The organism is Streptomyces sp. NBC_01669, from assembly GCF_026339735.1.
GTDB lineage: Bacteria > Actinomycetota > Actinomycetes > Streptomycetales > Streptomycetaceae > Streptomyces > Streptomyces yanii.
In genome coordinates this window covers 8579336-8604837 of the sequence record NZ_JAPEQG010000001.1, presented here as the reverse complement: position 1 = coordinate 8604837, position 25502 = coordinate 8579336, and the positions used below count along the sequence as shown (strand labels likewise).

At 69.7% G+C, this 25502-nt stretch carries 22 protein-coding genes and 1 pseudogene; 10 read left to right on the top strand and 13 right to left on the bottom strand.

Annotated features, from left to right (window positions below; all coding sequences use genetic code 11):
* Positions 1-272: 272 nt before the first annotated feature.
* The 3 genes from OG972_RS38505 (at position 273) to OG972_RS38495 (ending at position 2298) form a co-directional block, all read left to right on the top strand.
* The gene (locus tag OG972_RS38505; protein WP_266989478.1) at positions 273-638 is read left to right on the top strand and encodes a DUF6479 family protein; all 366 of its coding nucleotides are present in this window, start codon (positions 273-275) and stop codon (positions 636-638) included.
* A 252-nt stretch (positions 639-890) separates the two neighbouring features.
* Positions 891-1751 (top strand): VOC family protein, encoded by an 861-nt coding sequence (locus OG972_RS38500; RefSeq protein WP_266989477.1) that lies wholly within the window; start codon positions 891-893, stop codon positions 1749-1751.
* Between the two features lie 157 nt (positions 1752-1908).
* Entirely contained in the window at positions 1909-2298 is a 390-nt protein-coding gene (locus OG972_RS38495; RefSeq protein WP_266989475.1) for a VOC family protein, read from the top strand.
* 71 nt (positions 2299-2369) lie between these two features.
* Here OG972_RS38495 and OG972_RS38490 read toward each other — a convergent pair whose 3' ends face one another.
* From OG972_RS38490 to OG972_RS38460, 7 genes and pseudogenes are all read right to left on the bottom strand, one after another.
* Complete coding sequence (locus OG972_RS38490) at positions 2370-2870, bottom strand: GNAT family N-acetyltransferase (protein ID WP_266989473.1); 501 nt, start codon at positions 2868-2870, stop codon at positions 2370-2372.
* A 41-nt stretch (positions 2871-2911) separates the two neighbouring features.
* Entirely contained in the window at positions 2912-3316 is a 405-nt protein-coding gene (locus tag OG972_RS38485) for a DUF1992 domain-containing protein (RefSeq protein WP_266989471.1), read from the bottom strand.
* 60 nt (positions 3317-3376) lie between these two features.
* A complete protein-coding gene (locus OG972_RS38480) occupies positions 3377-4288 on the bottom strand; it encodes a hypothetical protein (RefSeq protein ID WP_266989469.1) in 912 nt (303 codons plus the stop codon).
* A 107-nt stretch (positions 4289-4395) separates the two neighbouring features.
* Positions 4396-5193: a tyrosine-protein phosphatase gene (locus OG972_RS38475; RefSeq protein WP_266989467.1), complete on the bottom strand. Its 798-nt coding sequence runs from the start codon at positions 5191-5193 to the stop codon at positions 4396-4398.
* A gap of 124 nt (positions 5194-5317) precedes the next feature.
* A complete protein-coding gene (locus tag OG972_RS38470; RefSeq protein WP_266989465.1) occupies positions 5318-5659 on the bottom strand; it encodes an SHOCT domain-containing protein in 342 nt (113 codons plus the stop codon).
* Positions 5660-5717: 58 nt separating this feature from the next.
* On the bottom strand, positions 5718-6146 hold the full coding sequence (locus OG972_RS38465) for a DUF6325 family protein (RefSeq protein ID WP_266989463.1): 429 nt from the start codon (positions 6144-6146) through the stop codon (positions 5718-5720).
* A gap of 124 nt (positions 6147-6270) precedes the next feature.
* A pseudogene (locus OG972_RS38460) lies at positions 6271-6647 on the bottom strand (hypothetical protein); the annotation flags it as partial.
* A gap of 393 nt (positions 6648-7040) precedes the next feature.
* Here OG972_RS38460 and mutA point away from each other — a divergent pair.
* Genes mutA through meaB form a run of 3 tightly spaced genes read left to right on the top strand, consistent with a single transcriptional unit; the run spans position 7041 to position 12112 of the window.
* Positions 7041-8900: a methylmalonyl-CoA mutase small subunit gene (gene mutA / locus OG972_RS38455; RefSeq protein ID WP_266989461.1), complete on the top strand. Its 1860-nt coding sequence runs from the start codon at positions 7041-7043 to the stop codon at positions 8898-8900.
* Positions 8900-11101 carry a methylmalonyl-CoA mutase gene (scpA, locus tag OG972_RS38450; RefSeq protein WP_266989458.1) on the top strand — a complete coding sequence of 734 codons (2202 nt, stop codon included), beginning with the start codon at positions 8900-8902 and terminating at the stop codon, positions 11099-11101. The genes mutA and scpA overlap by 1 nt, the downstream gene beginning before the upstream one ends.
* Positions 11102-11113: 12 nt before the next feature.
* Positions 11114-12112 carry a methylmalonyl Co-A mutase-associated GTPase MeaB gene (meaB, locus tag OG972_RS38445; protein WP_266989456.1) on the top strand — a complete coding sequence of 333 codons (999 nt, stop codon included), beginning with the start codon at positions 11114-11116 and terminating at the stop codon, positions 12110-12112.
* Between the two features lie 18 nt (positions 12113-12130).
* Here meaB and OG972_RS38440 read toward each other — a convergent pair whose 3' ends face one another.
* Positions 12131-13918, bottom strand: a complete 1788-nt coding sequence (locus tag OG972_RS38440) for a GAF domain-containing protein (protein ID WP_266989454.1) — start codon at positions 13916-13918, stop codon at positions 12131-12133.
* A 178-nt stretch (positions 13919-14096) separates the two neighbouring features.
* Here OG972_RS38440 and OG972_RS38435 point away from each other — a divergent pair, with 178 nt between their 5' ends.
* The 4 genes from OG972_RS38435 (at position 14097) to OG972_RS38420 (ending at position 18686) form a co-directional block, all read left to right on the top strand.
* On the top strand, positions 14097-15110 hold the full coding sequence (locus OG972_RS38435; protein WP_266989452.1) for a PHB depolymerase family esterase: 1014 nt from the start codon (positions 14097-14099) through the stop codon (positions 15108-15110).
* A 319-nt stretch (positions 15111-15429) separates the two neighbouring features.
* Positions 15430-16569: a transcription termination factor Rho gene (gene rho, locus OG972_RS38430; RefSeq protein ID WP_266989450.1), complete on the top strand. Its 1140-nt coding sequence runs from the start codon at positions 15430-15432 to the stop codon at positions 16567-16569.
* 72 nt (positions 16570-16641) lie between these two features.
* Positions 16642-17640 carry an aldo/keto reductase family protein gene (locus OG972_RS38425; protein ID WP_266989448.1) on the top strand — a complete coding sequence of 333 codons (999 nt, stop codon included), beginning with the start codon at positions 16642-16644 and terminating at the stop codon, positions 17638-17640.
* A 167-nt stretch (positions 17641-17807) separates the two neighbouring features.
* Positions 17808-18686, top strand: coding sequence for a sigma-70 family RNA polymerase sigma factor (locus tag OG972_RS38420; RefSeq protein ID WP_266989446.1), 879 nt, complete (start codon positions 17808-17810; stop codon positions 18684-18686).
* Between the two features lie 108 nt (positions 18687-18794).
* Here the strand turns inward: OG972_RS38420 and OG972_RS38415 are convergent, their stop codons facing one another.
* The 5 genes from OG972_RS38415 to OG972_RS38395 form a co-directional block, all read right to left on the bottom strand.
* On the bottom strand, positions 18795-19139 hold the full coding sequence (locus OG972_RS38415; protein WP_266989444.1) for a VOC family protein: 345 nt from the start codon (positions 19137-19139) through the stop codon (positions 18795-18797).
* Positions 19140-19256: 117 nt separating this feature from the next.
* Complete coding sequence (locus OG972_RS38410) at positions 19257-20618, bottom strand: NAD(P)/FAD-dependent oxidoreductase (protein WP_266989442.1); 1362 nt, start codon at positions 20616-20618, stop codon at positions 19257-19259.
* A gap of 156 nt (positions 20619-20774) precedes the next feature.
* Entirely contained in the window at positions 20775-21119 is a 345-nt protein-coding gene (locus OG972_RS38405) for a hypothetical protein (RefSeq protein WP_266989440.1), read from the bottom strand.
* 25 nt (positions 21120-21144) lie between these two features.
* The gene (gene ctaD / locus OG972_RS38400; protein WP_266989438.1) at positions 21145-22872 is read right to left on the bottom strand and encodes a cytochrome c oxidase subunit I; all 1728 of its coding nucleotides are present in this window, start codon (positions 22870-22872) and stop codon (positions 21145-21147) included.
* 649 nt (positions 22873-23521) lie between these two features.
* Positions 23522-24748 (bottom strand): carboxypeptidase regulatory-like domain-containing protein, encoded by a 1227-nt coding sequence (locus tag OG972_RS38395; RefSeq protein WP_266989436.1) that lies wholly within the window; start codon positions 24746-24748, stop codon positions 23522-23524.
* Positions 24749-25502: the final 754 nt, after the last annotated feature.

The following is a 25502-nucleotide window of genomic DNA, read 5'->3' as shown; positions in this document are numbered from 1 at the left end:
CGGGAACCCTCTCCAGGCTCACCCCACGGCTGAGTGTCGGCGACACGAGAAGGACGGCGGCGGATGTGCGCGGCAGCGGTGAAGCCCGCGCCGCCGAACCCGACGGGAAACGACGTCCGGGCAGACCGCTCCGCCAGAGGGAGGAACAAGCATGTCCACCGCTCGGCCATCGGGCCACTGAGCAACGAAACTTTTTTCAACCTATGTCCACTTAAAACATGAATTGACAGACATTGCCGAGTGACATCCTCGTGTCGGGGTATTCGGCATGCATGGACGTTTCGAACGGAGCCCTCAGTCCCCTGGCCCTGGCCCTGCCCCTTGCGGACGGACGGGGCGCGACCGGGGTGGTGATGCCGATTGTCGGAGTGGCCCTGGTGGCCGTGCTGATCGGTGCTTTCTGGCTGGGAATGCGGCGCCGGGACCAGGAACTGCCGCCGCCCCGGCCCGACGAGCAGCCGCCGCGGCCGGACCACCGGACCCACCTGGAAGAGCGCGACATCCACGGTGACGACAGCTTCCCGGCCGACGGACGGGGACTTTGGCCCTACGAACTCGGTGACCACGGGAACGAGCCCATTCCCCGGGAGCACGGGAACGAGCCCATTCCGCGGGAGAAGGACGAGCCACGCGACTGAAGCGGAATCCGGCGCGACCGACTCCGTCCCTGTGACCGGGGGAAGCCCGGGCCCACTGTCCTGCCCGGCCCGTCGGCGGATCCCCACGAGTGTCTCGTTCCGGTCCCCGGTCCGACCGCCGAACAGCTCCGCGAGCTTCTGCGGCCCGCGCGCCGATGCGTGTTGCGGGAGCGGGCGACCGAAGTGAGGCTGGTAGAGGCCCGACGGCCACCGGCACACGCATGCCGCAGACCCGATGAAGGCAGTGGGACCATGACCGGAAGCAAACCCAGGACGGTGTCCGCGCCGGCTGCGCTCACAGGGTCGGCTGCTCCCTGCTGGGTCAACCTCATGACCCGCGACCTGGAATCGGCGCAGGGGTTCTACAGCGCCGTCCTGGGCTGGACCTTCCGTGCGGGCAAGCTGGGCCAGGAGTTCTCCGTGGCGCGCCGCGACGACGTGCCCGTGGCCGGCATCGCCGCGGTGGCGACCGCCTATCAGGTCGCGGTCGCCTGGACGCCCTACTTCGCCGTTCCGGACGCGGACGTGACCGCCTCACGCATCCGCGAACGCAGCGGAACGGTCGCGGTGGGGCCGCTGGCCCTCGGCAAGGGGCGCGGGGCTCTGGCGGCGGATCGCGACGGCGCCGTGTTCGGCTTCTGGGAGCGCACGGAGCCGGCGACCTCTCCCCCGGCGCCGGACAACTACTCGCACGCATGGCTCCGGCTGCGCACCAGGAGCGCCTTCGAAGCGGCGATCTTCTACGGTGAGGTCCTCGACTGGGCGACCGGACGCCCCGGCTGCTGCGAGGTGTCGTACGCAAAGGACGAGGTCATCGTGGAGTGCGGCGGCAGGCAGCTCGCCCGCATCAGCTCCGGGGCGGTCGAGGCGGCACCCGATCCGCTGATCCGTCCGCACTGGCAGGTCCACTTCCCGGTGGACGATGTGGCGGCGGCGGTGTCCACGGCGCGCGAGCACGGCGGCTCGGTCGTCGAGGAGCGGTCGACGACCGAGGGCAGCGAGGCCACGCTGCTGGATCCGGACGGTGGACTGTTCACGGTCACGGACGTCCGGAACCCGACTGCGGAGATCGTGGAGGTCACGGAGGTGGAGGAGGTGGCGGAGGGCGCATAGACCGGCTGGGAAGGAACTGTTCCGTATCCCTTCCCGCCGTACTCACTCGACGGCCCGGCGCCGCTCGCCTACGATCTTGGGTACGGCATCGCGCGTCGGTCACCGGCCGGGTGAGGCGTGGAGGTGCCCGTGAGATGCCCGTTGGAGGCATTCCACAGTGTCAGTCGAGTTGAATCACACCATCATTCACGCCCGGGACAACCGGGAATCCGCCGAATTCCTGGCGAACATCCTTGGTCTGGAAATCGGCGCGGAATGGGGTCCGTTCATCCCGGTCGCCACCGCGAACGGGGTCACGCTGGATTTCGCGACCATTCCCACCGAATCGATCACCGCACAGCATTACGCCTTCCTGACCTCGGAGGCGGAGTTCGACACGGCGTACGCCCGCATCAAGGAGCTCGGGATCACCTACTGGGCCGATCCGCACCGGAAGCATCCGAGCGAGATCAACCACAATGACGGTGGACGGGGCATCTACTTCCTCGATCCCGCCGGCCACGCCATGGAGATCATCACGCGTCCTTACGGCGGCTTCGCCTCGTAGCGGGGCCCGGCACACGAGGTGTTCGGCCGGGACCGGGTATCCGGGTCCCGGCCGGACCCCTCTGCGGTCCGTCAGCCGACCGGGAGCATCAGCTCGGGCCGGTCCCACATCACGGCGGGCGGACGGGCCGTCTCGGTGCCGGTCCGCCGGGCACCCACACTGCGGTAGAAGCCCTCAGCAGGCGGATGCGAGACGATGCGGACGCCGGTGAGTCCGGCATTCCGCGCCTCGCCGCACAGATGCCCGATGAGCAGGCGGCCGATCCCGAGGCCCTGGGCGTCGTCGGCGACGAACATGAGGTCCAGTTCCGGGGGGTCGAGGATCAGCGAGTAGAAGCCGAGCAGGCGGCCGGAACCGGACTCTGCCGACTCGACGGCGACGAACACCCGATGAGCCTCGATGTAGTCGGCTCCCACCCGGTATCCGGCGACCATGGGCGCGTAAGGCCCCTCGTAGGCACGGGAGTTCCTGACCAGTCGGGTGAGACGCTTCGCGTCGCTCACCGTCGCCTGCCGGACCCGCACCGCTCCGCGACCCACCTCGCCACTCGACGGCGTAACACTCGATCTCATAGAGGGAGTATTACGTATCAATGGACGGACCGCCGCCCTAGCTACACCGAGCCGCGTCCGGCACGCCACTCCCCGACCACCGCGTCGATGTCGAACGGGCGCAGATTCAGCAGCGGCCCCGGCGGCGGCCGCCGGATCGCCGCCTCGATCTTCTCGTTGACCTCGGTGAGCATCCGGCGCACCTCGGCCTCCGAACGGGCTCCGGACACCGCCTCGCGCACATCCTCCGCCTCCTTACGCAGGGCCAGGGCCGGCGGGAGCACCGATACGCCTTCGCGCTGCATCTTCGCCTTGATCCACCAGGCTTCGTCGTACGGGCGGTCGATATCGGACAGCGGCTTGCCGAAACCCGGCAGTTGGGAGAAGTCGCCGCGCTCCTCGGAATCGCGGATCTGCTTGTCGACCCATGATTCGAAGCTGACGCCCGGGGGTTTTCGCTCGGTCACCGTACGCCCCTCTCGGAGAACCCATGATCCCGTCCCCCCACGATACCGAGGGCCGACCCCTCAGTGCTGGTGCCCGCTGTTCGCCCCGATCCGGGTCCTCACCGAGGGTTCCACCTCGACCGTGAAGGCGGCGGTGCGGACCTTCCCCTCGTGCTGGAAGTCGAGGAACAGGCGGTACGTGCCCGCGCTGGGCGCCGTCGCCGTGAAGGAGACCGCCGGTCCGGGACCGCCGTCGTTCGGGTGGACGTGCAGATAGGCGAGGTCGCCCGAGCGCAGGGCGACCAGGTGCCCGTAAGCGCCGAGATAGGGCTGCAGATCGGTGACCGGCTTTCCGTTGCGGCTGATGGTCAGTTCGAGTTCGCTCTCCCGGCCGGCCCGGAGTTCGCCACCGAGGGCGACCCGGTAGCCCTCGACCTCGGCCGTGGTGCGGGCGACGGGCGGAGCGGCGGGGCGGTAGGTGCCGGAGACCGGGAGATCCGCGCCCAGCGTGAGGTTCTCGGCGCCTTCGGCGGCCGGGGTGAAGTCCGCGAATACCCGGTAGTCACCGGCTTTCGGCAGATCGACGGAGGTCGACCAGGTGCCGTCGGCCGCGCGGACGGGGTGCAGATGCCGGTACTCGGTGAGGTCGCGCGAGGCGAGGATGAAATGCAGTTCCTTGCCGTGTTCGCGCCGGAAGGCGGTGACCTTGCGACCGGCGTCGTCCTCGATCGCGAACCGGATCCCGGTTCGGCCGCCCGCGGCGACCGCGGGCGTGTCGAGCGCCAGCGTGTAGCCGTCCTCGGATATCTGCAGTCCGCCGGGCCCGTGCTCGGCGGCGCCGTCCCGCCCGGTGGCGCCGTGGCCGCTGTGCTGCTGCGGCGCGTGAGCGCCGGTGGAGACCAGCGGGTCGGCCCCCTTGCCGACGCCGTACGCCGTCCCGAAGGTCGCGGCAAGCGCGGCGGCAAAGACGGTGATCTTCAGTCCGTTGTTCATGACGGCCTCCATCGACGGGGAAGCGGGCGCTTCCGACAGGCCAACAACATACCCCCTAGGGGTATCAAGTCAACCCGCGGATCCCCTGTCGACGACCGGTTCCGGGATCAGTTGGAGACCACCAGCCGGCTTCGCAGCCGCTCCACCACGGGCTCGGGGATCCGCAGCCCGTCACGCACATATCCGTCGAGTCCGCCCCACCGCTCGTCCATGGCATCCAGGGCGACGTCGAGATAGCGGGGGCGGACCTCGATGATCGCGGCGGCGATCTCCGGGTCGCCCCCTGCGTCCAGGAAGCCCTGCACATACGGACGGAAGGCGGTCCGCACCACCGGGTTCACGGCAAGGAACTCGGCACGTACGACCTCGCGCGACGCCCCGACCATCAGCAGGAGCAATGCGGTGGCCCAGCCGGTGCGGTCCTTGCCCGCCGTGCAGTGGAAGAGCACCGGACGGGCCCCGTCGTCCGCGGCCGTCTCGACGAAGGCCCGGTACGCGGCCGAGGCGCCCGGCGACAGCACCATCTGCCGGTATGTCTGCGCGAACAGTTCCTCGGCCTTTCCGCCCCCGAGCAATTCGTCCGCGGCCACCCGGTCGGCGAGCAGCGCGCGCAGCCGGGCGGGTGCCACGCCCGGCTTGTCACCGAGGACGTCGGCGACGAACAGCCGGGCTCCCGGCGGCAGACGGTCCGGGGCCGCCGTGCGCTCATCCGCGGTCCGCAGGTCGACGACCGTGCGGATACCGAGGGCGGTCACTGCCGGGTCGTGCACCGTGTCGAGCTCACTGAGCTGACCGGAGCGCACTACAGCACCGGGCCGGACGCGGCGGTCGGGACCCAACGAAATGCCGCCGAGGTCGCGCATATTGATGACGGTGGCTGCCGGAACGGGCCTGGCGGTCTGCACGATGGACTTCCCCTTACTCCGGACACGGCTGATGAATTGATTCGGCTCGGCCGAATCAACTCGCAGGCTGCCGGGAGATCGACAAAGGAAAACGCCGGGAACGGGGCGGTGGGCGGCGGCCGGGTCAGCCTGCCAGAATCTTCGCCTTCTGCGCCTCGAACTCGGCTTCGGTCAGAACGCCTTGCTTCTTCAGCTCGGCCAGCCGTTCCAGTCGGTCGAGGAGGCCGTCCGCCGCAGGCGCGGACGGCGCCATCTGCTGTTGCATGGACTGTTGCTGTTGTACGGCCCGCTGTTCCTCCACCTGTTGCTGTGCGACCACCTCCTGGGCTCCCCACTTCCCCTGCTGACGCCTCTGGACCCGTCCACCGACCGCCGATGCGGTTCCGGCGACGACGGCTGTGCGCGCGACCGTGCCCAGCAGTCCCGGTCCGCGGCGGTTCATGCCCGGTCCTCGGAAAATCGGCATGATGTGCGCCCCTTCCAGTGCGATGCGGTGATGACGACAGTTGGCGGGCGGGGCGGGTTCAGCCGGCGGAACCGGAGGCGGCCACTGCCGCTTCCGCGACGTCGGCCGGGATCCGCTCATGGGCCACCAGCCGGCCGCCCGAGGCACGAACGGCCTCCGTGAGCGGTACCGCCCACAGGTCCTCCCACACGATCAGCGCGGCGGAGCTGCCCCGCGGCACGCTCTCTCCGAGGGCGCGGATGTCCTCGCTGTTCAGCAGGCCGCTGACCACTCCCTCGACCGGCTCGAAGGACACCAGGTCATCAGGGTCCAGGTCCTCCAGTTCGACCATGTCGAGCGTGCCGTCCTCGGCGCGGTACACAAACGTGAGGTCGAGAATCCGCACCGCCTTCGAGGCGACCGCGTCCGCCAGCGCCGGCGCGATGGCCCCGGTGAAATGACTGCCGGGGAATGCGACGACGAGGTACTCCACTGGTCCCACAGTCACGGGCGTTTCCTCTCGTGAGGGATGGAATGTCAGCAGCATAACTTCGGTTATTTACCGCCGCACTGTGACAATTTGCCCGTGGCGGCGACCTCTGCGGCCGCCACGGGCGGAGCGCGACGGGGGTGGCCTCCGAGGCAATGATCACGAGGCTCCGCTTCCCTTCCGTTACCTCGTCGGCGACGACGCCACCGTCCGCGAGCGCGGGACTCCCGTCGGGCGCGCCGGTACCGGGCCAGGCGTTGCGCCCGAGCATCCGCGCCACCCACGACGACCGGTGGGCGGGGTGGCCGACCCCGGGCCCGTCGAGCCGCTGCTGCGCCTCGCGGCGGGCCTCGCCCCGGGCGACGTCATGGGTGCGGGGGCCATACGCCGTGTTGGACAGGTGGCTCCGGTGCCGAAAGAGTGCGCCGTTCCGGGCCGCCCAGGCGGCACCGCGACGGTGCGGGGCCGGCGAGGTGACGCCGAGGCGGAGCGCGGCCCCGGCGCGCGCGGGATGAGGCCACACGTTCCATCCTCGCCGTTCCCTGCCTGACCGGCCCCGATGGAGAACGTGCCAGGTCCCGGCCGCCGGTGAGACGTCATCCGCCTTCGGCGCGATGGGTCGCGCCCCTTCCGGCGTCACCCAGCGGCGGGCCGTATCAGGGCCCCCGGCAGGCGCACCGCCCGCCCACACGCGCGGGACCGCATATGCGACAAGATATTGAGAATGATCTCGCAACTGCGATGCAGGCGGCAGATCCGTGGAGCACATCCCGGCACGGGTTGAGGAAACGCCAAGGTCTCGACGGCTCTCCGACTACGCCACTGTCCGTACTGGATCAAGCGCGTTGGGAGAGGGCAAGGTCACAGGCGGTCCCCCTGCTGCTCATCTGAGCCTTCGCCTAGCATCCAGGCATGACGGTCCTGCCTGCTGACGGGCTTTCGTTGGCCGCCGAGTTCCCTGATCCAGCCCATGAGCAGTGGCAGAGCCTTGTCGAAGGTGTGCTGCGCAAGTCGGGCAAGGATGTCGCGGGTTCGGCCGCCGAGGAAGCGTTGTCCACCACGGTGGAGGACGGGCTCATCACCCGCCCTCTCTACACCTCGCGCGATGACGCGCCCGATGCCGGATATCCGGGCTTCGCTCCCTTCACCCGCGGCAGCAAGGCCGCGGGGAACGTGGCGGGCGGCTGGGACGTAAGGCAGCGGCACAGCCTGACGGATCCGGCCCGGCTGAACGAGGCCGTGCTCGCGGATCTGGAGAACGGTGTCACGTCGCTGTGGCTGACGGTCGGCGGTACCTCGGGTGTGCCGGTGTCCGGTCTGGCGCGGGCGCTGGACGGTGTCTACCTCGATCTGGCTCCCCTCGCGATCGACGCGGGCGGTGAACTCGACGCCGCGGCAACGGAACTGCTCCGGCTGTATCAGGCGCGCGGGGTTGCCGCGGCATCGGTGCGCGGCAGTCTCGGCGCGGATCCGCTGGGGCAGGCGGCGCGCAGCGGCGATGCTCCGGATCTGACGGCCGCCGTGCACTGGGCGGAGCGGTGCGCGAAGGAGTACCCCGGGCTGCGGGCTCTGACGGTGGACGCGCTGCCGTACCACGAGGCCGGTGGCTCGGCCGCCCAGGAACTGGGCAGTTCGCTGGCCACGGGTGTGGCCTATCTGCGTGCGCTGACCGGGGCGGGGCTCTCCGTCGAGGCGGCCTGCGCGCAGGTGGAGTTCCGGTACGCGGCGACGGCCGACCAGTTCCTGACCATCGCCAAGCTGCGGGCGGCACGTCGGCTGTGGGCGCGGGTGGCCGAGGTGTGCGGGGCTCCGGGCGCCGGTGCGCAGCGTCAGCACGCGGTGACGTCGCCGGTGATGATGACGCGGCGCGATCCGTGGGTGAACATGCTGCGGACAACGCTGGCGTGTCTGGGCGCGGGAGTCGGCGGGGCCGACTCGGTCACGGTGCTGCCGTTCGATCACGCGCTGGGTCTGCCGGACGCGTTCGCCCGGCGCATCGCCCGCAATACGTCGACGATCCTGCTGGAGGAGTCGCATCTGGCCCGGGTCATCGACCCGGCGGGCGGCTCGTGGTACGTGGAGCGACTGACATCCGAACTCGCCGACGCAGCCTGGGCGTTCTTCCAGGAGATCGAGCGTGCGGGCGGCCAGGCCCCGGCGCTGGGCTCCGGCCTGGTCGGTGAGCGGCTGGCGGCCACCTGGGCGGAGCGCAGCAAGGATTTGGCGCGACGCAAGGAGCCGATCACCGGGGTCAGTGAGTTCCCTCAGCTGGCGGAGCGTCCGGTGGAGCGCGAGACGGCTCCCGGCGCCGGTGGCGCGTCGGGCGGCCTGCCCGTGGTCCGTCGTGACGAGGCGTTCGAGGCGCTTCGCGCGCGGTCGGACGCCCATCTGGCGGCGACGGGCAGCCGCCCACGGGTGTTCCTCGCCGCGCTCGGACCCGCGTCGGCGCACACCGCGCGAGCCACGTTCGCCGCCAACCTGTTCCAGGCGGGCGGGATCGAGCCCGTGCACGACCCGGTGTCGGTGGACGCGTCGACGGCCGCCGGAGCCTTCGCCGCCAGTGGGGCAGGTCTGGCGGTGCTCTGTTCCAGCGACGCGCTCTACGCCGAGCAGGCCGGTGCCGTGGCCTCGGCGCTGCGCGCGGCCGGTGCGCAGCGGGTCTTCCTCGCGGGCCGGCCCGCCGAGTATCCCGATGTCGACGCGTACGTCTTCGCGGGCTGCGATGTGGTGGCCGTACTCTCCTCCGTTCTCGACCGTATGGGTGTGGCGTAATGCGGATCCCCGACTTCTCCGACATCGAACTCGGGCCGGGCACCGGCGCCGAGGGGTCCGAGGACCAGTGGCGCACAGCGGTGAAGGAGTCCACCGGCGACCCCGAAGGCGATCTGCTGTGGGAGACGCCGGAGGGCATCTCGGTCAAGCCGCTGTACACCGGGCGTGACCTGGAAGGGCTCGACTTCCTCGGCACCTACCCCGGTATGGCCCCGTATCTGCGCGGTCCCTACCCGACGATGTACGTCAACCAGCCCTGGACGATCCGACAGTACGCGGGCTTCTCCACGGCTGAGGAGTCCAACGCCTTCTACCGCCGCAATCTCGCGGCCGGGCAGAAGGGACTCTCCGTCGCCTTCGACCTGCCGACCCACCGCGGCTACGACAGCGACCATCCGCGGGTGACCGGCGATGTCGGCATGGCGGGCGTGGCGATCGACTCGATCTACGACATGCGCCAGCTGTTCGACGGCATTCCGCTGGACCGTATGACGGTGTCGATGACGATGAACGGCGCGGTGCTCCCCGTACTCGCGCTGTACATCGTGGCCGCCGAGGAGCAGGGCGTACCGCCCGAGAAGCTGGCCGGGACCATTCAGAACGACATCCTCAAGGAGTTCATGGTCCGCAACACCTACATCTATCCGCCGAAGCCCTCGATGCGGATCATCTCCGACATCTTCGCGTACACCTCGCAGAAGATGCCACGCTACAACTCGATCTCCATCTCCGGCTATCACATCCAGGAAGCGGGTGCGACGGCCGACCTGGAGCTGGCGTACACCCTCGCGGACGGGGTGGAGTATCTGAGGGCCGGGCGGGACGCCGGTCTCGATGTCGACGCGTTCGCACCGCGGCTGTCCTTCTTCTGGGCCATCGGCATGAACTTCTTCATGGAGATCGCGAAGCTGCGGGCGGCCCGGCTGCTCTGGGCGAAGCTGGTCAAGGAGTTCGAGCCGAAGAACGCCAAGTCCCTGTCGCTGCGCACCCATTCGCAGACATCGGGATGGTCGCTCACCGCGCAGGACGTGTTCAACAACGTCACACGGACCTGTGTGGAGGCGATGGCCGCCACCCAGGGGCACACGCAGTCGCTGCACACCAACGCCCTCGACGAGGCCCTCGCGTTGCCGACGGACTTCTCGGCGCGGATCGCCCGGAACACCCAGCTGCTGCTGCAGCAGGAGTCGGGTACCGGCCGGGTCATCGACCCGTGGGGCGGCAGCGCGTACGTCGAGAAGCTGACGTACGACCTGGCGCGACGGGCGTGGCAGCACATCGAGGAGGTCGAGGCGGCGGGCGGGATGGCGCAGGCCATCGACGCGGGCATCCCGAAGCTCCGGGTGGAGGAGGCCGCGGCCCGCACGCAGGCCCGGATCGACTCCGGGCGGCAGCCGGTGATCGGGGTCAACAAGTACCGGGTGGAGACCGATGAGCAGATCGATGTGCTCAAGGTCGACAACTCCTCGGTGCGCGCCCAGCAGATCGAGAAGCTGCGGCGGCTGCGCGCGGAGCGCGACGAGGAGGTCTGCGAGGCGTCGCTGCGAGCACTGACGGCGGCTGCCGAGCGCGGTCCCGGCCAGGGCCTCGACGGCAATCTGCTGGCGCTCGCGGTCGACGCGGCCCGCGCGATGGCCACGGTCGGCGAGATCTCGGACGCTCTGGAGAAGGCGTATGGAAGGCACGCCGGCCAGATCCGTACGATCTCCGGTGTGTACCGCAACGAGGCTGGGGAGTCACCTTCCGTGGACCGTACCCGGACGCTGGTCGACCGGTTCGAGGAGGCGGAGGGGCGCCGTCCGCGCATCCTGGTCGCCAAGATGGGCCAGGACGGCCACGACCGGGGTCAGAAAGTGATCTCGACGGCCTTCGCCGACCTGGGCTTCGACGTCGACGTCGGCCCGCTGTTCCAGACGCCGGCGGAGGTGGCGCGGCAGGCGGTCGAGGCGGACGTTCACATCGTGGGTGTCTCCTCGCTGGCGGCCGGACATCTCACCCTCGTGCCGGCGCTCCGTGAGGAGCTGGCCGCCGAAGGCCGCGACGACATCATGATCGTCGTGGGCGGGGTGATCCCGCCGCAGGACGTCGAGGCGCTGCACGAGGCGGGTGCGACGGCCGTGTTCCCGCCCGGCACGGTGATCCCCGACGCCGCCTTCGATCTGGTGACGCGGCTCGGTGCCGCGCTCGGCCATGAGCTGTGAGCCGCTGACCCGATGGCTCCGACGATCGATATCGACAGCTATGTGAAGGGAGTGCTCGACGGGAAGCGGGCGCACATCGCGCGCGCCATCACTCTCGTCGAGTCCACCCGCCCCGATCACCGGGCGCTGGCTCAGCAGTTGCTCCGCGAGCTGCTGCCGCAGTCCGGCAACGCCCGGCGCATCGGCATCAGCGGGGTGCCCGGCGTCGGGAAGTCCACTTTCATCGACGCACTCGGCACGATGCTCACCGGGCTCGGGCACCGGGTCGCGGTGCTGGCGGTCGATCCGTCCTCCAGCCGTACTGGCGGTTCCATCCTGGGCGACAAGACCAGGATGGAGCGGCTCGCAGTCGATCCGGCGGCGTTCGTACGCCCCTCCCCCACCGCCGGGACACTGGGCGGGGTGGCCAAGGCGACCCGGGAGTCCATCGTGGTGATGGAAGCCGCGGGTTACGACGTGGTGCTGGTGGAGACGGTCGGCGTGGGCCAGTCGGAGACGGCCGTGGCCCAGATGGTCGACACCTTTCTGCTGCTCACGCTGGCCCGTACCGGTGACCAGCTGCAGGGCATCAAGAAGGGTGTCCTGGAGCTGGCGGACGCCATCGCGGTGAACAAGGCCGACGGTCCGCACGAGCGGGACGCGCGTGCGGCGGCCCGTGAACTGGCGGGCGCACTGCGGCTGATGCACCCGGCCGACGCCGCGTGGACTCCCCCCGTGCTGACGTGCAGCGCCCGTGAATCGACCGGTCTCGACACCCTGTGGGAGCGGCTGGAGCAGCACCGTGCGCTGCTGGACTCGACGGGGCGGCTCGCCGCGAAGCGGCGCGAGCAGCAGGTCGACTGGACCTGGACGATGGTCCGGGACGAGCTGCTGGACAGTCTGCGCAGCCATCCCGAAGTCCGCGCCCTCACGCCGGCTCTCGAACAGCGCGTGCGCGACGGAGAGTTGACGGCGACACTCGCCGCCGAGGAGATCCTCGCCGCGTTCCGGGGCGAGGCGCGCGACGGCTGATCCGCGGTTCCTCGGCCCTCACCCCGCCGTGCGGTGCATGGTGAGGGCCAGGTGGACCTGGAGCCCGTGGTCGCCGTGGCGCCACTGCGGGCCGAGGAGTGCCGAGATCCGGTCGATGCGCTGGTAGAGCGTGTTGACGTGGACGTACAGAGCGGTGGCGGTACGACCGAGATTGCCGTCGCAGGTGAAGTAGGTGAGCGCGGTCCGCACGAGATCGCTGCCGCGGGTCGCGTCGTGGTCGACCAGCGGGCCGATCGTACGGCGGACGAACCGGTCGAGTTCGTCGCGGCCCGCGGGGCCCAGCAGGATGCCGTGAATGCCGAGGTCCTCGCGGCACGCTCCCTCGCCGGCGCGGTCCAGGGCGATCAGTACGTCCAGACAGCGAGCCGCGTCGCGGTGTGCCTCGACGACAGCCGCGGCGCCGGGTGCGGCCCGCTCCGCGCCGACCGTGACGGGGTGTCCGGTCGCGGTGGTCAGGGCTTCGGCGAGGGTGCGGGCGGCGCCGCCGGGATCGTCGGCGCCCGGCAGCAGCACAACGGTGTTGCCGCCGTACTCGCCCGCGACACCGCCGGACCTGGCCGCATGACCGCCCGCCAGTTCCGTGATGCGGCGGCGTCGGCCGTGGTCCCCGCCACGGGCCACCAGCACCGCGTGGCCGCGCTCCAGGTCGAGGCCGACGAGCGCGGCCCGGCGGCCCAGCCCTTCGGGGTCACGGTGCGGGGCGCCGAGCAGGTCGTCGAGTATCTCGCCGCGCAGCCGGTGCTCCGCCTCGGCGACCGTGCGCTCGCCGAGCAGCATCAACGCGGCGGCCTGCGCGGCCCGTTCGAGGGCGTGGATGTCGGAGGCGTCGAGTCCGCCGCGTACGAACAGCAGCGTGCCGAGGTGCTCGTCGGCGGCGACGATCGGTGTGACACAGGAGGTTCCGCGTACGGCGGAGCTGCGACGCTCGCGTGCCTGTGCCATCTCCGCCACGAGAGCTGCCCGTTCGGGTGGTGCGACGCCGGCTGCGGCGAGCGGCCGGTCCTGTGCGTCGAGGACGAGGACGCTGCCGCGCAGCACCTCGGCGAGCGCCTTGGCCAGTCCCGTCGGTCCGCCGCCGTCGAGGGCGACGGCGGTGAGCCGTTCATGGACGGCGGCGGTCTTGCGGACCTCCTCGAAGAGGGTGGCGTTCTCGATGGCGAGGGCGGCGTGGTTGGCGAGGGAAATGAGCAGGTCGACCTCGTCGGGTGAGAACGGCCGCACCCTGCGGTTGGCGGCGAACAGCACGCCGTACACCTGATCACCGAATTTCAGCGGCACGCCCTGGATGGCCACCAGCCCCTCGGCGCCGATGACGCCGTCCACGTACGGGGTGTGCTCGAAGCGGGCGTCGTTGGGGTAGTCGGCCGTGTGGTAGGGCACGGCGGTCGCGGCGACAAGTCCGCCGAGACCGGTGCCTGCGGCGAGTCTCCCGGTCTTGAAGCCGTCCGTCGTGATGCCGTCGGTGACGCGTACGTACGTGTCTCCCTCCTCCGGGTCGGAGAGCAGCAGGTACGCGACGTCGGTGCCGACGAGGGTGCGGGCGCGGCGCACGATGGCCTGCAGGACGTCCTCAAGATCGCGCAGCGAGGCAAGGTCGCCGGCAGTCTCGTAGAGCCCGGCGAGCGCGGCCTCGCGGCGGCGGTGAGCGGCAAGCCGGGACCGTATCTCCAGGGCTTCGCCGACCAGTTCCGGTTCGGCGCCGACCGTGCGGAACGCCGCCTCGTCGGCTTCCTCGCACAGCAGGCGGAGCAGAACGGCGGTGGCAGTCGTACGAGTCGTCGTCACCCGGCCAGTGATACCGCAGCGTTCCGGCAGTGACCCCCGCGCGACGGAGAAAATCTCCACTCATCGGGCGCCGACGGCGTGGCTCACCTCCATTTCCCGGAGGGCGATGCACGGCCAACCATGGCCCCGTCCGTCTCCGTTCCCCGAACGGACCCCCCACAGTGAAGGAGAGCGCACGATGAAATTCCGCTCCCTGCGAGCCGCCGCCGTCACCCTCGCGGCCGCACTGGCCGCGGCCCTGGGACTCACCGCCCCCGCCCATGCGGGTGAACCGGGCCTCCCCCGCCTCGACATCACCGACACCTATGTCACCGGGATCTCCTCCGGCGGCTTCATGGCCTCGCAGCTGCAGGTCGCCTACTCGGGCACGTTCAAGGGCGCGGGCATTGTCGCCGCAGGCCCGTACTACTGCGGCAAGGGCGGCATCGTCGTCGGCCTGGTCGCCTGCGGTACGGGCTTGATCTCCACCGACCCGGAAGGCATCGAACAGATCGCGCGGCGCTGGTCGGCGGAGGGCCGGATCGACCCGGTGTCGAACCTCGCGGGCAAGCCCGTCTACACGTACCACGGCACGAAGGACCCCCTCGTGCGGACGTCGGTGAGCGATGAAGGGGTGCAGTTCTACCGGGACTTCGGCGCCCGGACCGCGTACCACGACACCGACCCCGCGGGGCACGGCTGGCCCACTCCGAACGCCCCCCTGAGCTGCGGCACCACGTTCTACCCGTTCCTGATCAACTGCGGGAACGACCCGCAGGGCGAGATGCTCGGCCACTGGCTGGGACAGGTGAACGCACCCGCCGCCACGCAGTCGGGCACCGTCAGCAGGCACGACCAGAACCGGTACGTGCCGGGCGGGCTGGCCCAGTGGTACAGCATGGGCAGCAGCAGCTTCCTCTACACGCCGGACTCCTGTGCGGCCGGGGCCGCGTGCAAGCTGGTCGTCGCGCTGCACGGCTGCCTCAGCGACAACACGTTCGTCGGTGACCGGTTCGCCCGCGAGTCCCATCTCAACGAGTACGCGGACACCAACAAACTGGTGATCCTGTACCCGCAGACCGACATCAGCCTGCTGCGCGGCAACCCGCAGGGCTGCTGGGACTGGTGGGGGTACACGGGCGGCGACTACGCGCAGAAGTCGGGACCGCAGATGCGGGCGATCCTCAACGAGGTGCATGCGCTCGGCGGCTGACCGCGGTCGGCGCGGGTGAGCAGGTCAGGGGCGGTGGCTGCGGGTCGGCCACCGCCCCTCCTGTATTCCCGGCGCGATTCGCGTCCGGCGGGTGGTACAGTGCAAATGGCACGTGTGTACGCCCCAGTTTCGGGCGCCGGTGCCGGTTCTCCTTTCTGATGCTGTTCCTCCCGTCCTTCCCGGCCGGCGGCGCAGCCTTCCGCACCACCTTCTTTCAGTCCGGTACGGACTTTCCTGCCCGTCGTCCGGGGCGTGATCACACCGCCCCTCACACCCGCCGGGCCCCTCATTCGCCATGTCCGCGAAAGGACCACCCCGCATGACCACCACACTCGAACGCTCCCTCGACCAGCAACCGACCCCCACCACCGTCACCGGTGTCCTGGACATCACGCGCCAGGGGCACGGCGCCCTGCGCACCGACGGCGGCCACCCGTCCCCCGTCGACGTGCAGGTGTCCGCCGGCCTCGTCCGCCGGTACGGCCTGCGCAGGGGCGATCTCGTCCAGGGACCCTGCGACCGGGCCCGCTCCCTCACAGCGGTCGAGCGCGTGAACGGACGCACCCCGCAGGCGCTGCGCGACCGGCCGCACTTCGCCGATCTCACCCCCCTCCACCCCCGGCAGCGGCTGCGCCTGGAGACGCCCGGCGGCAGTCCGGCGACGCGCGTCGTCGATCTCGTCGCCCCGGTCGGCAAGGGACAGCGCGGGCTGATCGTCGCCCCGCCCAGGACCGGAAAGACCGTGCTGTTGCAGCAGATCGCCGCCGCCGTCGCGGCCAACCACCCCGAGTGCCATCTGATGGTGGTGCTGCTCGACGAACGCCCCGAGGAGGTCACCGACATGCGCCGTTCCGTGCGGGGTGACGTGCTCGCGTCGACCTTCGACCGGCCCGCGAAGGAGCACATCGCACTCGCCGGACTCGCGGTGGAGCGTGCGAAGCGGCTCGTCGAGCAGGGGCAGGACGTCGTGATCCTGCTCGACTCGCTGACCCGGCTCTGCCGGGCCCACAACAACGCCGCCACCGCCGGTGGCCGCACCCTCAGCGGTGGCGTCGACGCCACTGCCCTGCTCGGCCCCAAGCAGCTCTTCGGCGCCGCCCGGCTCACCGAGGAGGGCGGCTCGCTGACCATCCTCGCCACGGCGTTGGTGGACACCGGTTCCCGCGCCGACGACTTCTTCTTCGAAGAACTCAAGAGCACCGGGAACATGGAACTCCGGCTGGACCGCACGCTGGCGGACAAGCGGGTCTACCCGGCCGTGCACATTCCGCAGTCCGGCACCCGCCGCGAGGAACTGCTGCTCCCTGCCGCCGAACTGACCGCCGTCCGAGGTCTCCGGGGCGCACTGCACACCCGGGACGCGCAGGCGACCCTCGAAGTGCTGCTGGACAGGATCCGGCAGACCCCCGACAACGCGACATTCCTCCGCCGCATCCGCGGCACCGTCCCCGCTGCCTGAACCTTCCCGGCGGAAGCAGAACCCTCGGCATAGCATGACGTGTTCACGTATCAGCACAGGGAGAGCAGGCATATGGAATTCCGCCGACTCGGCCGCAGCGGTCTGACGATCAGTGAGATCGCCTACGGGAATTGGATCACCCACGGCTCCCAGGTGGAGGAGGACGCGGCCGTCGCCTGTATCCGCGCCGCCCTGGACGCCGGAATCACCACTTTCGACACGGCGGACGTCTACGCCGAGACCCGCGCCGAGGCCGTCCTCGGCCGGGCGCTCAAGGACCAGCGCCGCGAGAGCATCGAGGTGTTCACCAAGGTCTACTTCCCGACCGGCCCAGGACAGAACGACCGCGGCCTGGGCCGCAAGCACATCCTCGAATCGATCGACAACTCCCTGCGTCGACTGCAGACCGACTACGTGGACCTGTACCAGGCGCACCGCTACGACCACTCCACGCCGCTGGAGGAGACCATGGAGGCGTTCGCCGACGTGGTCCGCTCCGGCAAGGCCCTCTACATCGGCGTCTCCGAGTGGACGGCCGACCAGCTGCGCGCCGGGCACCGGCTGGCCCGCGAGCTGAACGTTCCGTTCATCTCCAACCAGCCGCAGTATTCGGCGCTGTGGCGGGTCATCGAGGCCGAAGTGGTGCCCACCTCCGAGGAGCTCGGCATCGGTCAGATCGTCTGGTCGCCGATCGCCCAGGGCGTGCTGACGGGCAAGTACAAGCCGGGGGCGCCGCCTCCGGCCGGTTCTCGGGCGACCGATGAGAAGGGCGGTGCGGACTTCGTCGCCGGGTGGCTCCGCGACGACGTCCTGGAGCGCGTCCAGCAGTTGCGGCCGCTCGCCGACGAAGCCGGTCTGAGCCTTGCGCAGCTGGCCGTCGCCTGGGTGCTGCAGAACTCCAACGTCTCCGCCGCGATCATCGGCGCCTCCCGGCCCGAGCAGGTCACGGAGAACGCGAAGGCGGCGGGCGTGACGTTCGACGCGGACCTCCTCAAGGCCATCGACGACGTTCTGGAGCCGGTGGTGGAACGGAACCCGGCGCTGACCGCGGGCCACGGGGGCAACGACTGAGTCGACGACCGGTCACCCGCGACGGGGAGGACTGGGCACACCGTCCGGGTGAACCTGCTCTCCCCGTCCGGGGCGTTCCGACGGCGTGTCGGCGTGCGCCCCCGGTCACAACATGCTGGTCCCATGGGTCACACGTACGACACTGCGCGACGTAAGGAACGTGACCGATGGACGAACAGGAACTTCTGGCGGGGCGCTTCGAGCAGCACCGGCCCCGGCTCAGGGCGGTGGCCTACCGGATGCTCGGATCGGCGGCCGAGGCGGACGACGCCGTCCAGGAAACCTGGCTGCGGCTCACCCGCACCGACGCCGAAGCGGTCGAGAACCTCGGTGGGTGGCTCACGACGGTGATCGCCCGCGTGTCGCTCAATATGCTGCGCGCCCGCGACACCCGGCGTGAGGACCCCTGGGAGACGCACCGGCCGGAACCTGCCGTGGGACACCAGGACGGCACCGGTCCCGAACAACAGGCGGAGCTCACCGAGTCGGTCGGCCTGGCGATGCTCGTGGTGCTCGACACGCTGTCGCCGGCGGAGCGCCTGGCGTTCGTGCTGCACGACATGTTCGCCGTGCCGTTCGACGAGATCGCCCCCATTGTGGAACGCACCCCCGCCGCGACCCGCCAGCTCGCCAGCCGTGCGCGCCGACGCGTCCAGAGCACCGTGCCGATGCCGGCCCCCGGGTCGGATCCCGCCCGCCGTCGCGAAGTCGTCGACGCGTTCCTGGCCGCGTCGCGCGAGGGCGACTTCGAGGCGCTGCTGGCCCTGCTCGACCCCGACGTCGTCCTGCGCGTCGACGCAGCGGCCGCCCTGTCGGGCGCGGCCGCGGCCGTCGGGGCCCAGGCGGTCGCCGACACGTTCTCGGGGCGTGCCAAGGCGGCGCAGTCGGCGCTGATCGACGGTGTTCCGGGCGCCGTCTGGACTTCGGGTGGGCAACCGCGGGTGGTCTTCGACTTCACCGTCGAGGACGGCAGGATCGTCTCGATCGACCTCCTCGCCGACGCCGATCACCTCGGCCGGCTGGATGTGCGGATCCTCGACGCCTGAGCGCGCAGCCGGCTGGGCCCGCTGCTCCGACGGAGCAGCGGGCCCAGCTCCTGTCGCCGAACATCCGTCGTCGCCCGCAGAAGCGGTTCGGCGACGGGACCTCGGGACTCAGGCGGGCTGGATGAGGCCGATCGCATTGCCGTCCGCGTCCTTCAGCGAGGCGGTGAGCTTGCCTCCGCCGACGTCCTGGATCGCCTGCACGGTCTCCGCACCCGCTTCGAGGAGCTTCTTCACGTCGGCCTCGATGTCGTCCACGTGCCAGTAGGCGAGCGGACCGGTCATCCCCTTGCTGTGGCCGTGGGGATCCAGACCGATGTCCTGACCGGCGACCCGGTAGCCGACGTAGTACGGCTCGTCCATCACGGGCTCCGCCCCCAGCAAGGTGTTGAACAGGGACTTTGCCCCGGACAGGTCCTTGACGGGGTAGATGATCGTCTTGATGCCTGCGGTCATGGCGTGCTCCTCGTGTCGCGTGTTCTGCTGCCGGTCACAGCGACGGAACTCCGTCCGTCGGTGCTATGACACGCGCCGCCGGAGGAATGTGACCGGACCCGATGAGGAGTTCCGAAATCAGCCGCGGGCGGTCATCGACGCCGTGTGCTCACGGACCTGTGCCGGCGTGAGATAGGCGTCCGTGTACTCGAAGTCGCGCAGCGTGGCGGGATGCCTGGCCTGGAATCCGGTGCGTACGAAGTCGTCACCGGCGATCGCGTTGAGCATCCAGTTGGTCATGACCCGGGCCTTGGCCACATTGGTGCGCAGTGCCGACCAGTGATAGCCACGGGCCACGGCCTGCGCGGTGATGCCGTGCAGCTCGATACCGAGCGGCTTGGAGACCGCGTCCTTGCCGCCGAGGTCCACGACGAGCCCGAGGTCCCTGTGGGCGTACGGCTTCAGCGGCTGGTGGCGCAGAGTCGCGATCAGGTTGTCGGCGAGCCTGCGTCCCTGGCGCATGGCGTGCTGCGCGGTGGGCGGGCAGACCGCGCCGTCACCCTTGATCAGGTCCGGGACGGCGGCGGCATCGCCGAGCGCGAAGACGCCGTCGAACCCCGGCAGGGTCATCTCGGGTGTCACTGCCAGCCGGCCCCGTACCGTTTCGGCGTCGAAGGTGGCGACCAGCGGGCTCGCGGTGACACCGGCCGTCCAGATCAAGGTGCGGCAGGGCAGTACGCGGCCGTCGGTGAGTGTCACCTTGTCCGGTCCGGCTTCGGCGACGGAAACGCCGAGCGATACCTCGATGCCGCGCTCGCGCAGGACTGCCAGGGCGCTGAGCCCGAGCTTGTCCCCCAGCTCGGGCATCAGTTTCGGGGCGATGTCCACCAGGTGCCACTTGATGAGCTTCGGGTCGAGCCGGGGGTACTGCCTTACGGCGTTCATGGTGATCCGCTGCAGACACGCCGCGGTCTCGGTGCCCGCGTAGCCGCCGCCGACGACGACGAACTGCAGCCGGGAGGCCCGTTCCTCCTCGTCGTGGCTGGCGTCCGCCAGGTCCAGCTGGGCGATCACATGGTCGCGTACATAGGCGGCCTCGGCCAGCGTCTTCATGCCACGGGCGTTGTCGAGCAGCCCCGGGATGTCGAATGTACGGGTGACGCTGCCGGGGGCGAGGACGATGTAGTCGTACGGTTCGTCGACGATCTCGTCGGTGATCTTACGGATGACGCAGATCTTCGCCTTCGGGTCCACGCCGATCGCTCCGCCGGGGATGATCCGGGTGCGGTGCCGGCGGCTGCGGCGCAGCGACACCGCGACCGATTGCGGGGTGAGGACGCCCGCGGCCACCTGGGGCAGCAGTGGTAGGTAGAGCTGGTAAGAGAACGGGGCGACGAGCGCGATGTCCGCCTCGCCGAGGTTGAGTCCGCGCTCCAGACGGCGTACGCACTCGACCCCGCCAAATCCGGCGCCGACGACGAGAATCCTGGGTCGTGCCACGGTGTTCGTCCCTTCTCGGGTCTGCGCGGTCGCCCGTACTCCTGCCCGGTCACACGCGCCCATCACCCCTCATCCTCACGAACCGCGGCCGACTTCGCCCGCTGAGAGCCTCTCGGGTGACCTCTGATCGGGCGGCGGAACGGACGACGGCAGGGGTCAGCGGGTCAGCAGGGTGAGGGCCGTGCAGGTGCAGCTGACCGCGCATGCGGTGACGACGGCGGTCGCGACGCAGCGTGCTCTGAGCGCGCGGTAGCGGTCGTTGTACTCGCCGCGCAGTTCCATGGCGCGGGCCGAGATCCGGGACAGCATCGCCCGGGATGCGGCAACCCGCTCCGCCGTGTAGACGCGTTCCACGTCCTCACGCTGGGCCGTGGTGAGCCAGGGCAGCTCGCCGGTGAACCGGGCAGCCCGTCTGCGCGCCTCCTCGACCTCGGCGTTCCACAGCAGGTAGCCCTCCATCTGCGCCAGGCCGCGGGCGGTACTGTCCTTGTCGTCGTCCATTCGTCCTCCTTTCGCCGGGGCTCCGTCACGCCGGATTCCGCCCCGGACCCCCGGGGGCGGTGTGCGAGTGGTTCTGCGCCTCGTCGAGGGTGCGCACGGCGGGGTGGTGCAGGTCGAACGCCGGGGATTCGGAGCGGATCCGTGGCAGGGTGAGGAAGTTGTGCCGCGGGGGCGGGCATGAGGTCGCCCACTCCAGCGAACGGCCGTAACCCCACGGATCGTCGACCTCGACCGGCTTGCCGTACTTGGCGGTCTTCCACACGTTGTAGAAGAACGGCAGCAGCGACAGTCCGAGCAGGAACGAGGAGATCGTCGAGATCGTGTTCAGCGCGGTGAAGCCGTCGGCCGCGAGATAGTCCGCGTACCGGCGCGGCATGCCCTCCGCGCCGAGCCAGTGCTGCACCAGGAACGTGCCGTGGAAGCCCACGAACAGCGTCCAGAACGTGATCTTGCCGAGCCGCTCGTCCAGCATCTTGCCGGTGAACTTCGGCCACCAGAAATGGAATCCGGCGAACATCGCGAAGACCACGGTGCCGAACACCACGTAGTGGAAGTGCGCGACGACGAAGTACGAGTCCGAGACATGGAAGTCCATCGGCGGCGAGGCCAGGATGACGCCGGTCAGACCACCGAAGACGAAGGTCACCAGAAAGCCGATGGACCAGAGCATCGGTGTCTCGAAGGACAGTGATCCCTTCCACATCGTGCCGATCCAGTTGAAGAACTTCACCCCGGTCGGTACCGCGATCAGGAACGTCATGAAGGAGAAGAACGGCAACAACACACCACCGGTGACGAACATGTGGTGCGCCCACACGGTAATCGACAGGCCCGCGATGGCGATGGTGGCGCTGATCAGACCGATGTAGCCGAAGACCGGCTTACGGCTGAAGACGGGGATGATCTCGGTGACGATGCCGAAGAACGGCAGCGCGATGATGTACACCTCCGGATGGCCGAAGAACCAGAAGAGGTGCTGCCAGAGCAGTGCGCCGCCATTGGCCGCCTCGAAGACCCGCGCCCCGAACTTGCGGTCCGCCTCCAGCACCAGAAGGGCCGCTGCCAGCACCGGGAAGGCCAGCAGGACCAGCACAGCGGTCAGCAGAACGTTCCACACGAAGATGGGCATCCGGAACATCGTCATGCCGGGTGCGCGCATGCAGATGATCGTGGTGATGAAGTTGACCGAACCGAGGATCGTGCCGAATCCGGAGAAGGCCAGGCCCATGATCCACAAATCGCTGCCGATGCTGGGCGAATGGACCGCGTCGGTCAGCGGGGAGTAGGCGAACCAGCCGAAGTCCGCCGCCCCCGCCGGAGTCAGGAAGCCGGCCACGGCGATGATCGAGCCGAAGAGGTACAGCCAGTACGCGAACATGTTCAGCCGCGGAAACGCCACATCGGGCGCGCCGATCTGCAGCGGCATGATCCAGTTCGTGAACCCGGCGAACAGCGGCGTCGCGAACATCAGCAGCATGATCGTGCCGTGCATCGTGAACAACTGGTTGAACTGCTCGTTCGAGATGATCTGCGTGCCGGGGCGGGCCAGCTCGGCACGCATGATGAGTGCCATCACGCCGCCGACGACGAAGAACGCGAACGAGGTGACCAGGTACAACGTGCCGATCGTCTTGTGATCGGTGGTGGTCATCCACCTGACGACCACATTGCCCGGTTCCTTGCTCCGTACCGGCAGCTCGTTCGCGTACGACTCGTCTGCCTCGTCCGCCCCAGCTGTGCCCATCGTCGTCACTGCGACGCTCCTTCGATCGGTCCTTCGCGGGTGGACTCGGCACCCGGCGGGGCGCCGCTCCCACCGGGGCGGCCGGCAGGTCCCCCCGGCGCGTCGCGCCAGTCTCCTGGTGCAGCAAACCAGCCACGGGACCGACGTGGGCTGCCCGGCGCCCACCATGGCGTGACATTCACCCATCAGGGTGCGCTGAACCGCCACGGTGTCCGGTCCGGATCAGCCATGGACCCAGCGGTACCAAGGGGCGGCCGGGGCGTTCGCAGCCGCGTGCGCTCCGGCATCCGGCGGCACCGGCGTCACCGCCTGCGGGGCATCCGGTGTCGTCGATGTCACACTCCCCAACTCGGCTTCCGTGAGCATCCATTGCTGCCCACGACGCGACCCGGACAGAGGTGAGTGGGCAGGGTGTCGATGCCCGACCTCGACGACCAGAGGGGTGCCCTCGACGGGGCGCCGAGCTGGGCGTGGATGGCTTCGTCGATCCGGTCCAGAGTCACCTGGGCCGAGGGCGAGTCAGGGCCGGATGTTTTCAACGCGAACTCGGGCAAGCCTCCCCTGTTCGACCTCAACAACGCCTGCTCCGAGCGGGCGGAAATTCTCTCATCGCCGAGCATCTCGAAGGTGCGCCGATCGGCCGCTTCGAAGAACTGGTCTAGGCCATGGCAGTCGGGGAAGGCGTGCCAACCCTTTCGTGCAGGGCGAAATCGGCACGGACGACTGCTCCGGAGCGCAGTTCCCGCTGATGGACCGCGGGGTTCCGGCCGACGGAAGTGACGACGATGCTGAGGTAGCCCTCCTGCAGGCCGGCGATGGCGTAGTGCCCCTGTGCGTTCGTCGTGGTGGACACGAGCTGCCGGCCGGAGGTGTCCATGACGGTCACCGAGGCACGGTGTATCGGCCGCTGCTCGGCATCGCAAACGGTGCCCGTCAGATCAGGCACCGTCTCGCCGAAGTGGCGGGCGTGGACCGGCAGGGCGGTGGGCGTCGGCGTTTCCACGGAAGGATCGTCCATTGGTGGCTCAGCGACATCTTCTCGTGCCGCGGACTGCCGACGGGACGCCTTGTGGTGGTGCCGCCAGGCATCGAGACCGAGCAGGACCACGCCCGCTGTGATCCAGGCACACAGCACGAGGACGGGCTTGAGCAGTCCCGCGCCGTCGAAGTAGAGCACTCCGCGCAGGGCGTCCACCGCGTTGGCGAGGGGCATGACCGCATGGGCGTAGTGGAAGAACGGCGGCAGCAGCGGGGCGGGGGCCACGCCGCCGCTGGTGGGGATGCTCAGCACGATGAACAGGCCCATGCCCAACGCGGGGAAGAAGTGCCTGGCAAAGGGCGCCAGCCCCGAGGCGAAGGTGGCCACGGACGTGGTGAGCAGGAACGCAATGGCCATGATCGCCGGGTCGTTGGGGAAGTATCCCAGGCCCACACCGACGAGGAAGCCGACGATGGCGAAGAGGGCTGCTACCCCTGCGATCGACAGCAGCTTCCTGCGGCGGTCGAACGTCACAGCGCGCAGGAGTGTCGTTGCGAGGATGTAGCCGGGCACGCTCCAGGCAATACCGAAGTAGACGACGGTCGTGCCCATGGGATCCTTGCTCTCCGTGGGCGCCACATCGTGGACTGTGAGCTGCCGGCCCTGCCCGGCCGCGACGGTGGTGAAGTCCTTGGTCAGCGCCTGCGCGAGGGACGCCCCGTTGCCCTGGGCCACGAACAGCTCCGCACGCGGGCTCCCGACGAAGCCGGCCACAGCGGTCCGGTCGAGTACGGCATCACGGGCCTCCTCCCGGCCCGACACGGTGGCGATGTCGAAGCCCCCGGGGTACTGCCGCTGCAGAGCAGCATCGACCTGACGCGCCGTTGCCGAGTCGGATATCGCCACCTTCGCATGGTGGAGCTGGGGTGCGTGCAGGGCAGGCGCAAAGCAGAACAGGAAGCCGAGGAACAGAGCCGCCGGAAACCACAGGGCCTCGGCAAAAGTCCTGGCCGTTCGGGATCCGGGAGAGGATTCCGTCCGGCCGGCACTGTTGTCTCCTGCGTCCGGCACCGTCCCTTACCTGGCCCTCTCCGTAGTTGCCTGCCCGGCTTCCCGGCGACCTCCGCAATTATATACATGTAAATGACACGGAATTTCTGGTGTGTGGCCACGGACGTTCAGCACAGCATCGGCAGGCCTGCGCCTCTGCACTGCCCTCCATGCGGGGACGAGCCGCCAGGCCCCTACGAGCACCGAACTGCTGCGGAGGTCGTTCGGCACGACCTGGCCGAAGTCGCCATGATCGCCACCGAAAGCGACATGTTCCCCGCGTAGACCCACGTCGACCATCCGATCCGTTACCGGCCGGAGCGGGAGGCCGTCCCGTTCCCACAGGGCCCCTCTGCATGTCCGGTCCGCGCTGCCCCGGCGCGGCTCACCCCGCAACAAGGCCGGTGAGCGTGCGAGTGGCGTGCCGCCACCCCGGGGCGGGGGATGGCGGCACGCCTGGGTTCCCCGGGAGGGCCCGCGGTCAGTGGCGGGCGGGGGTCGGGTCACCGGCCGGTCCAGCAGACCCGCCGGCCCCGGATACGCGGCTGAGCAGCACGCGAAAGCGGGCAGGTACGGGCGAGGTCGATGACGAACGGTCAGCGTCTGCCCA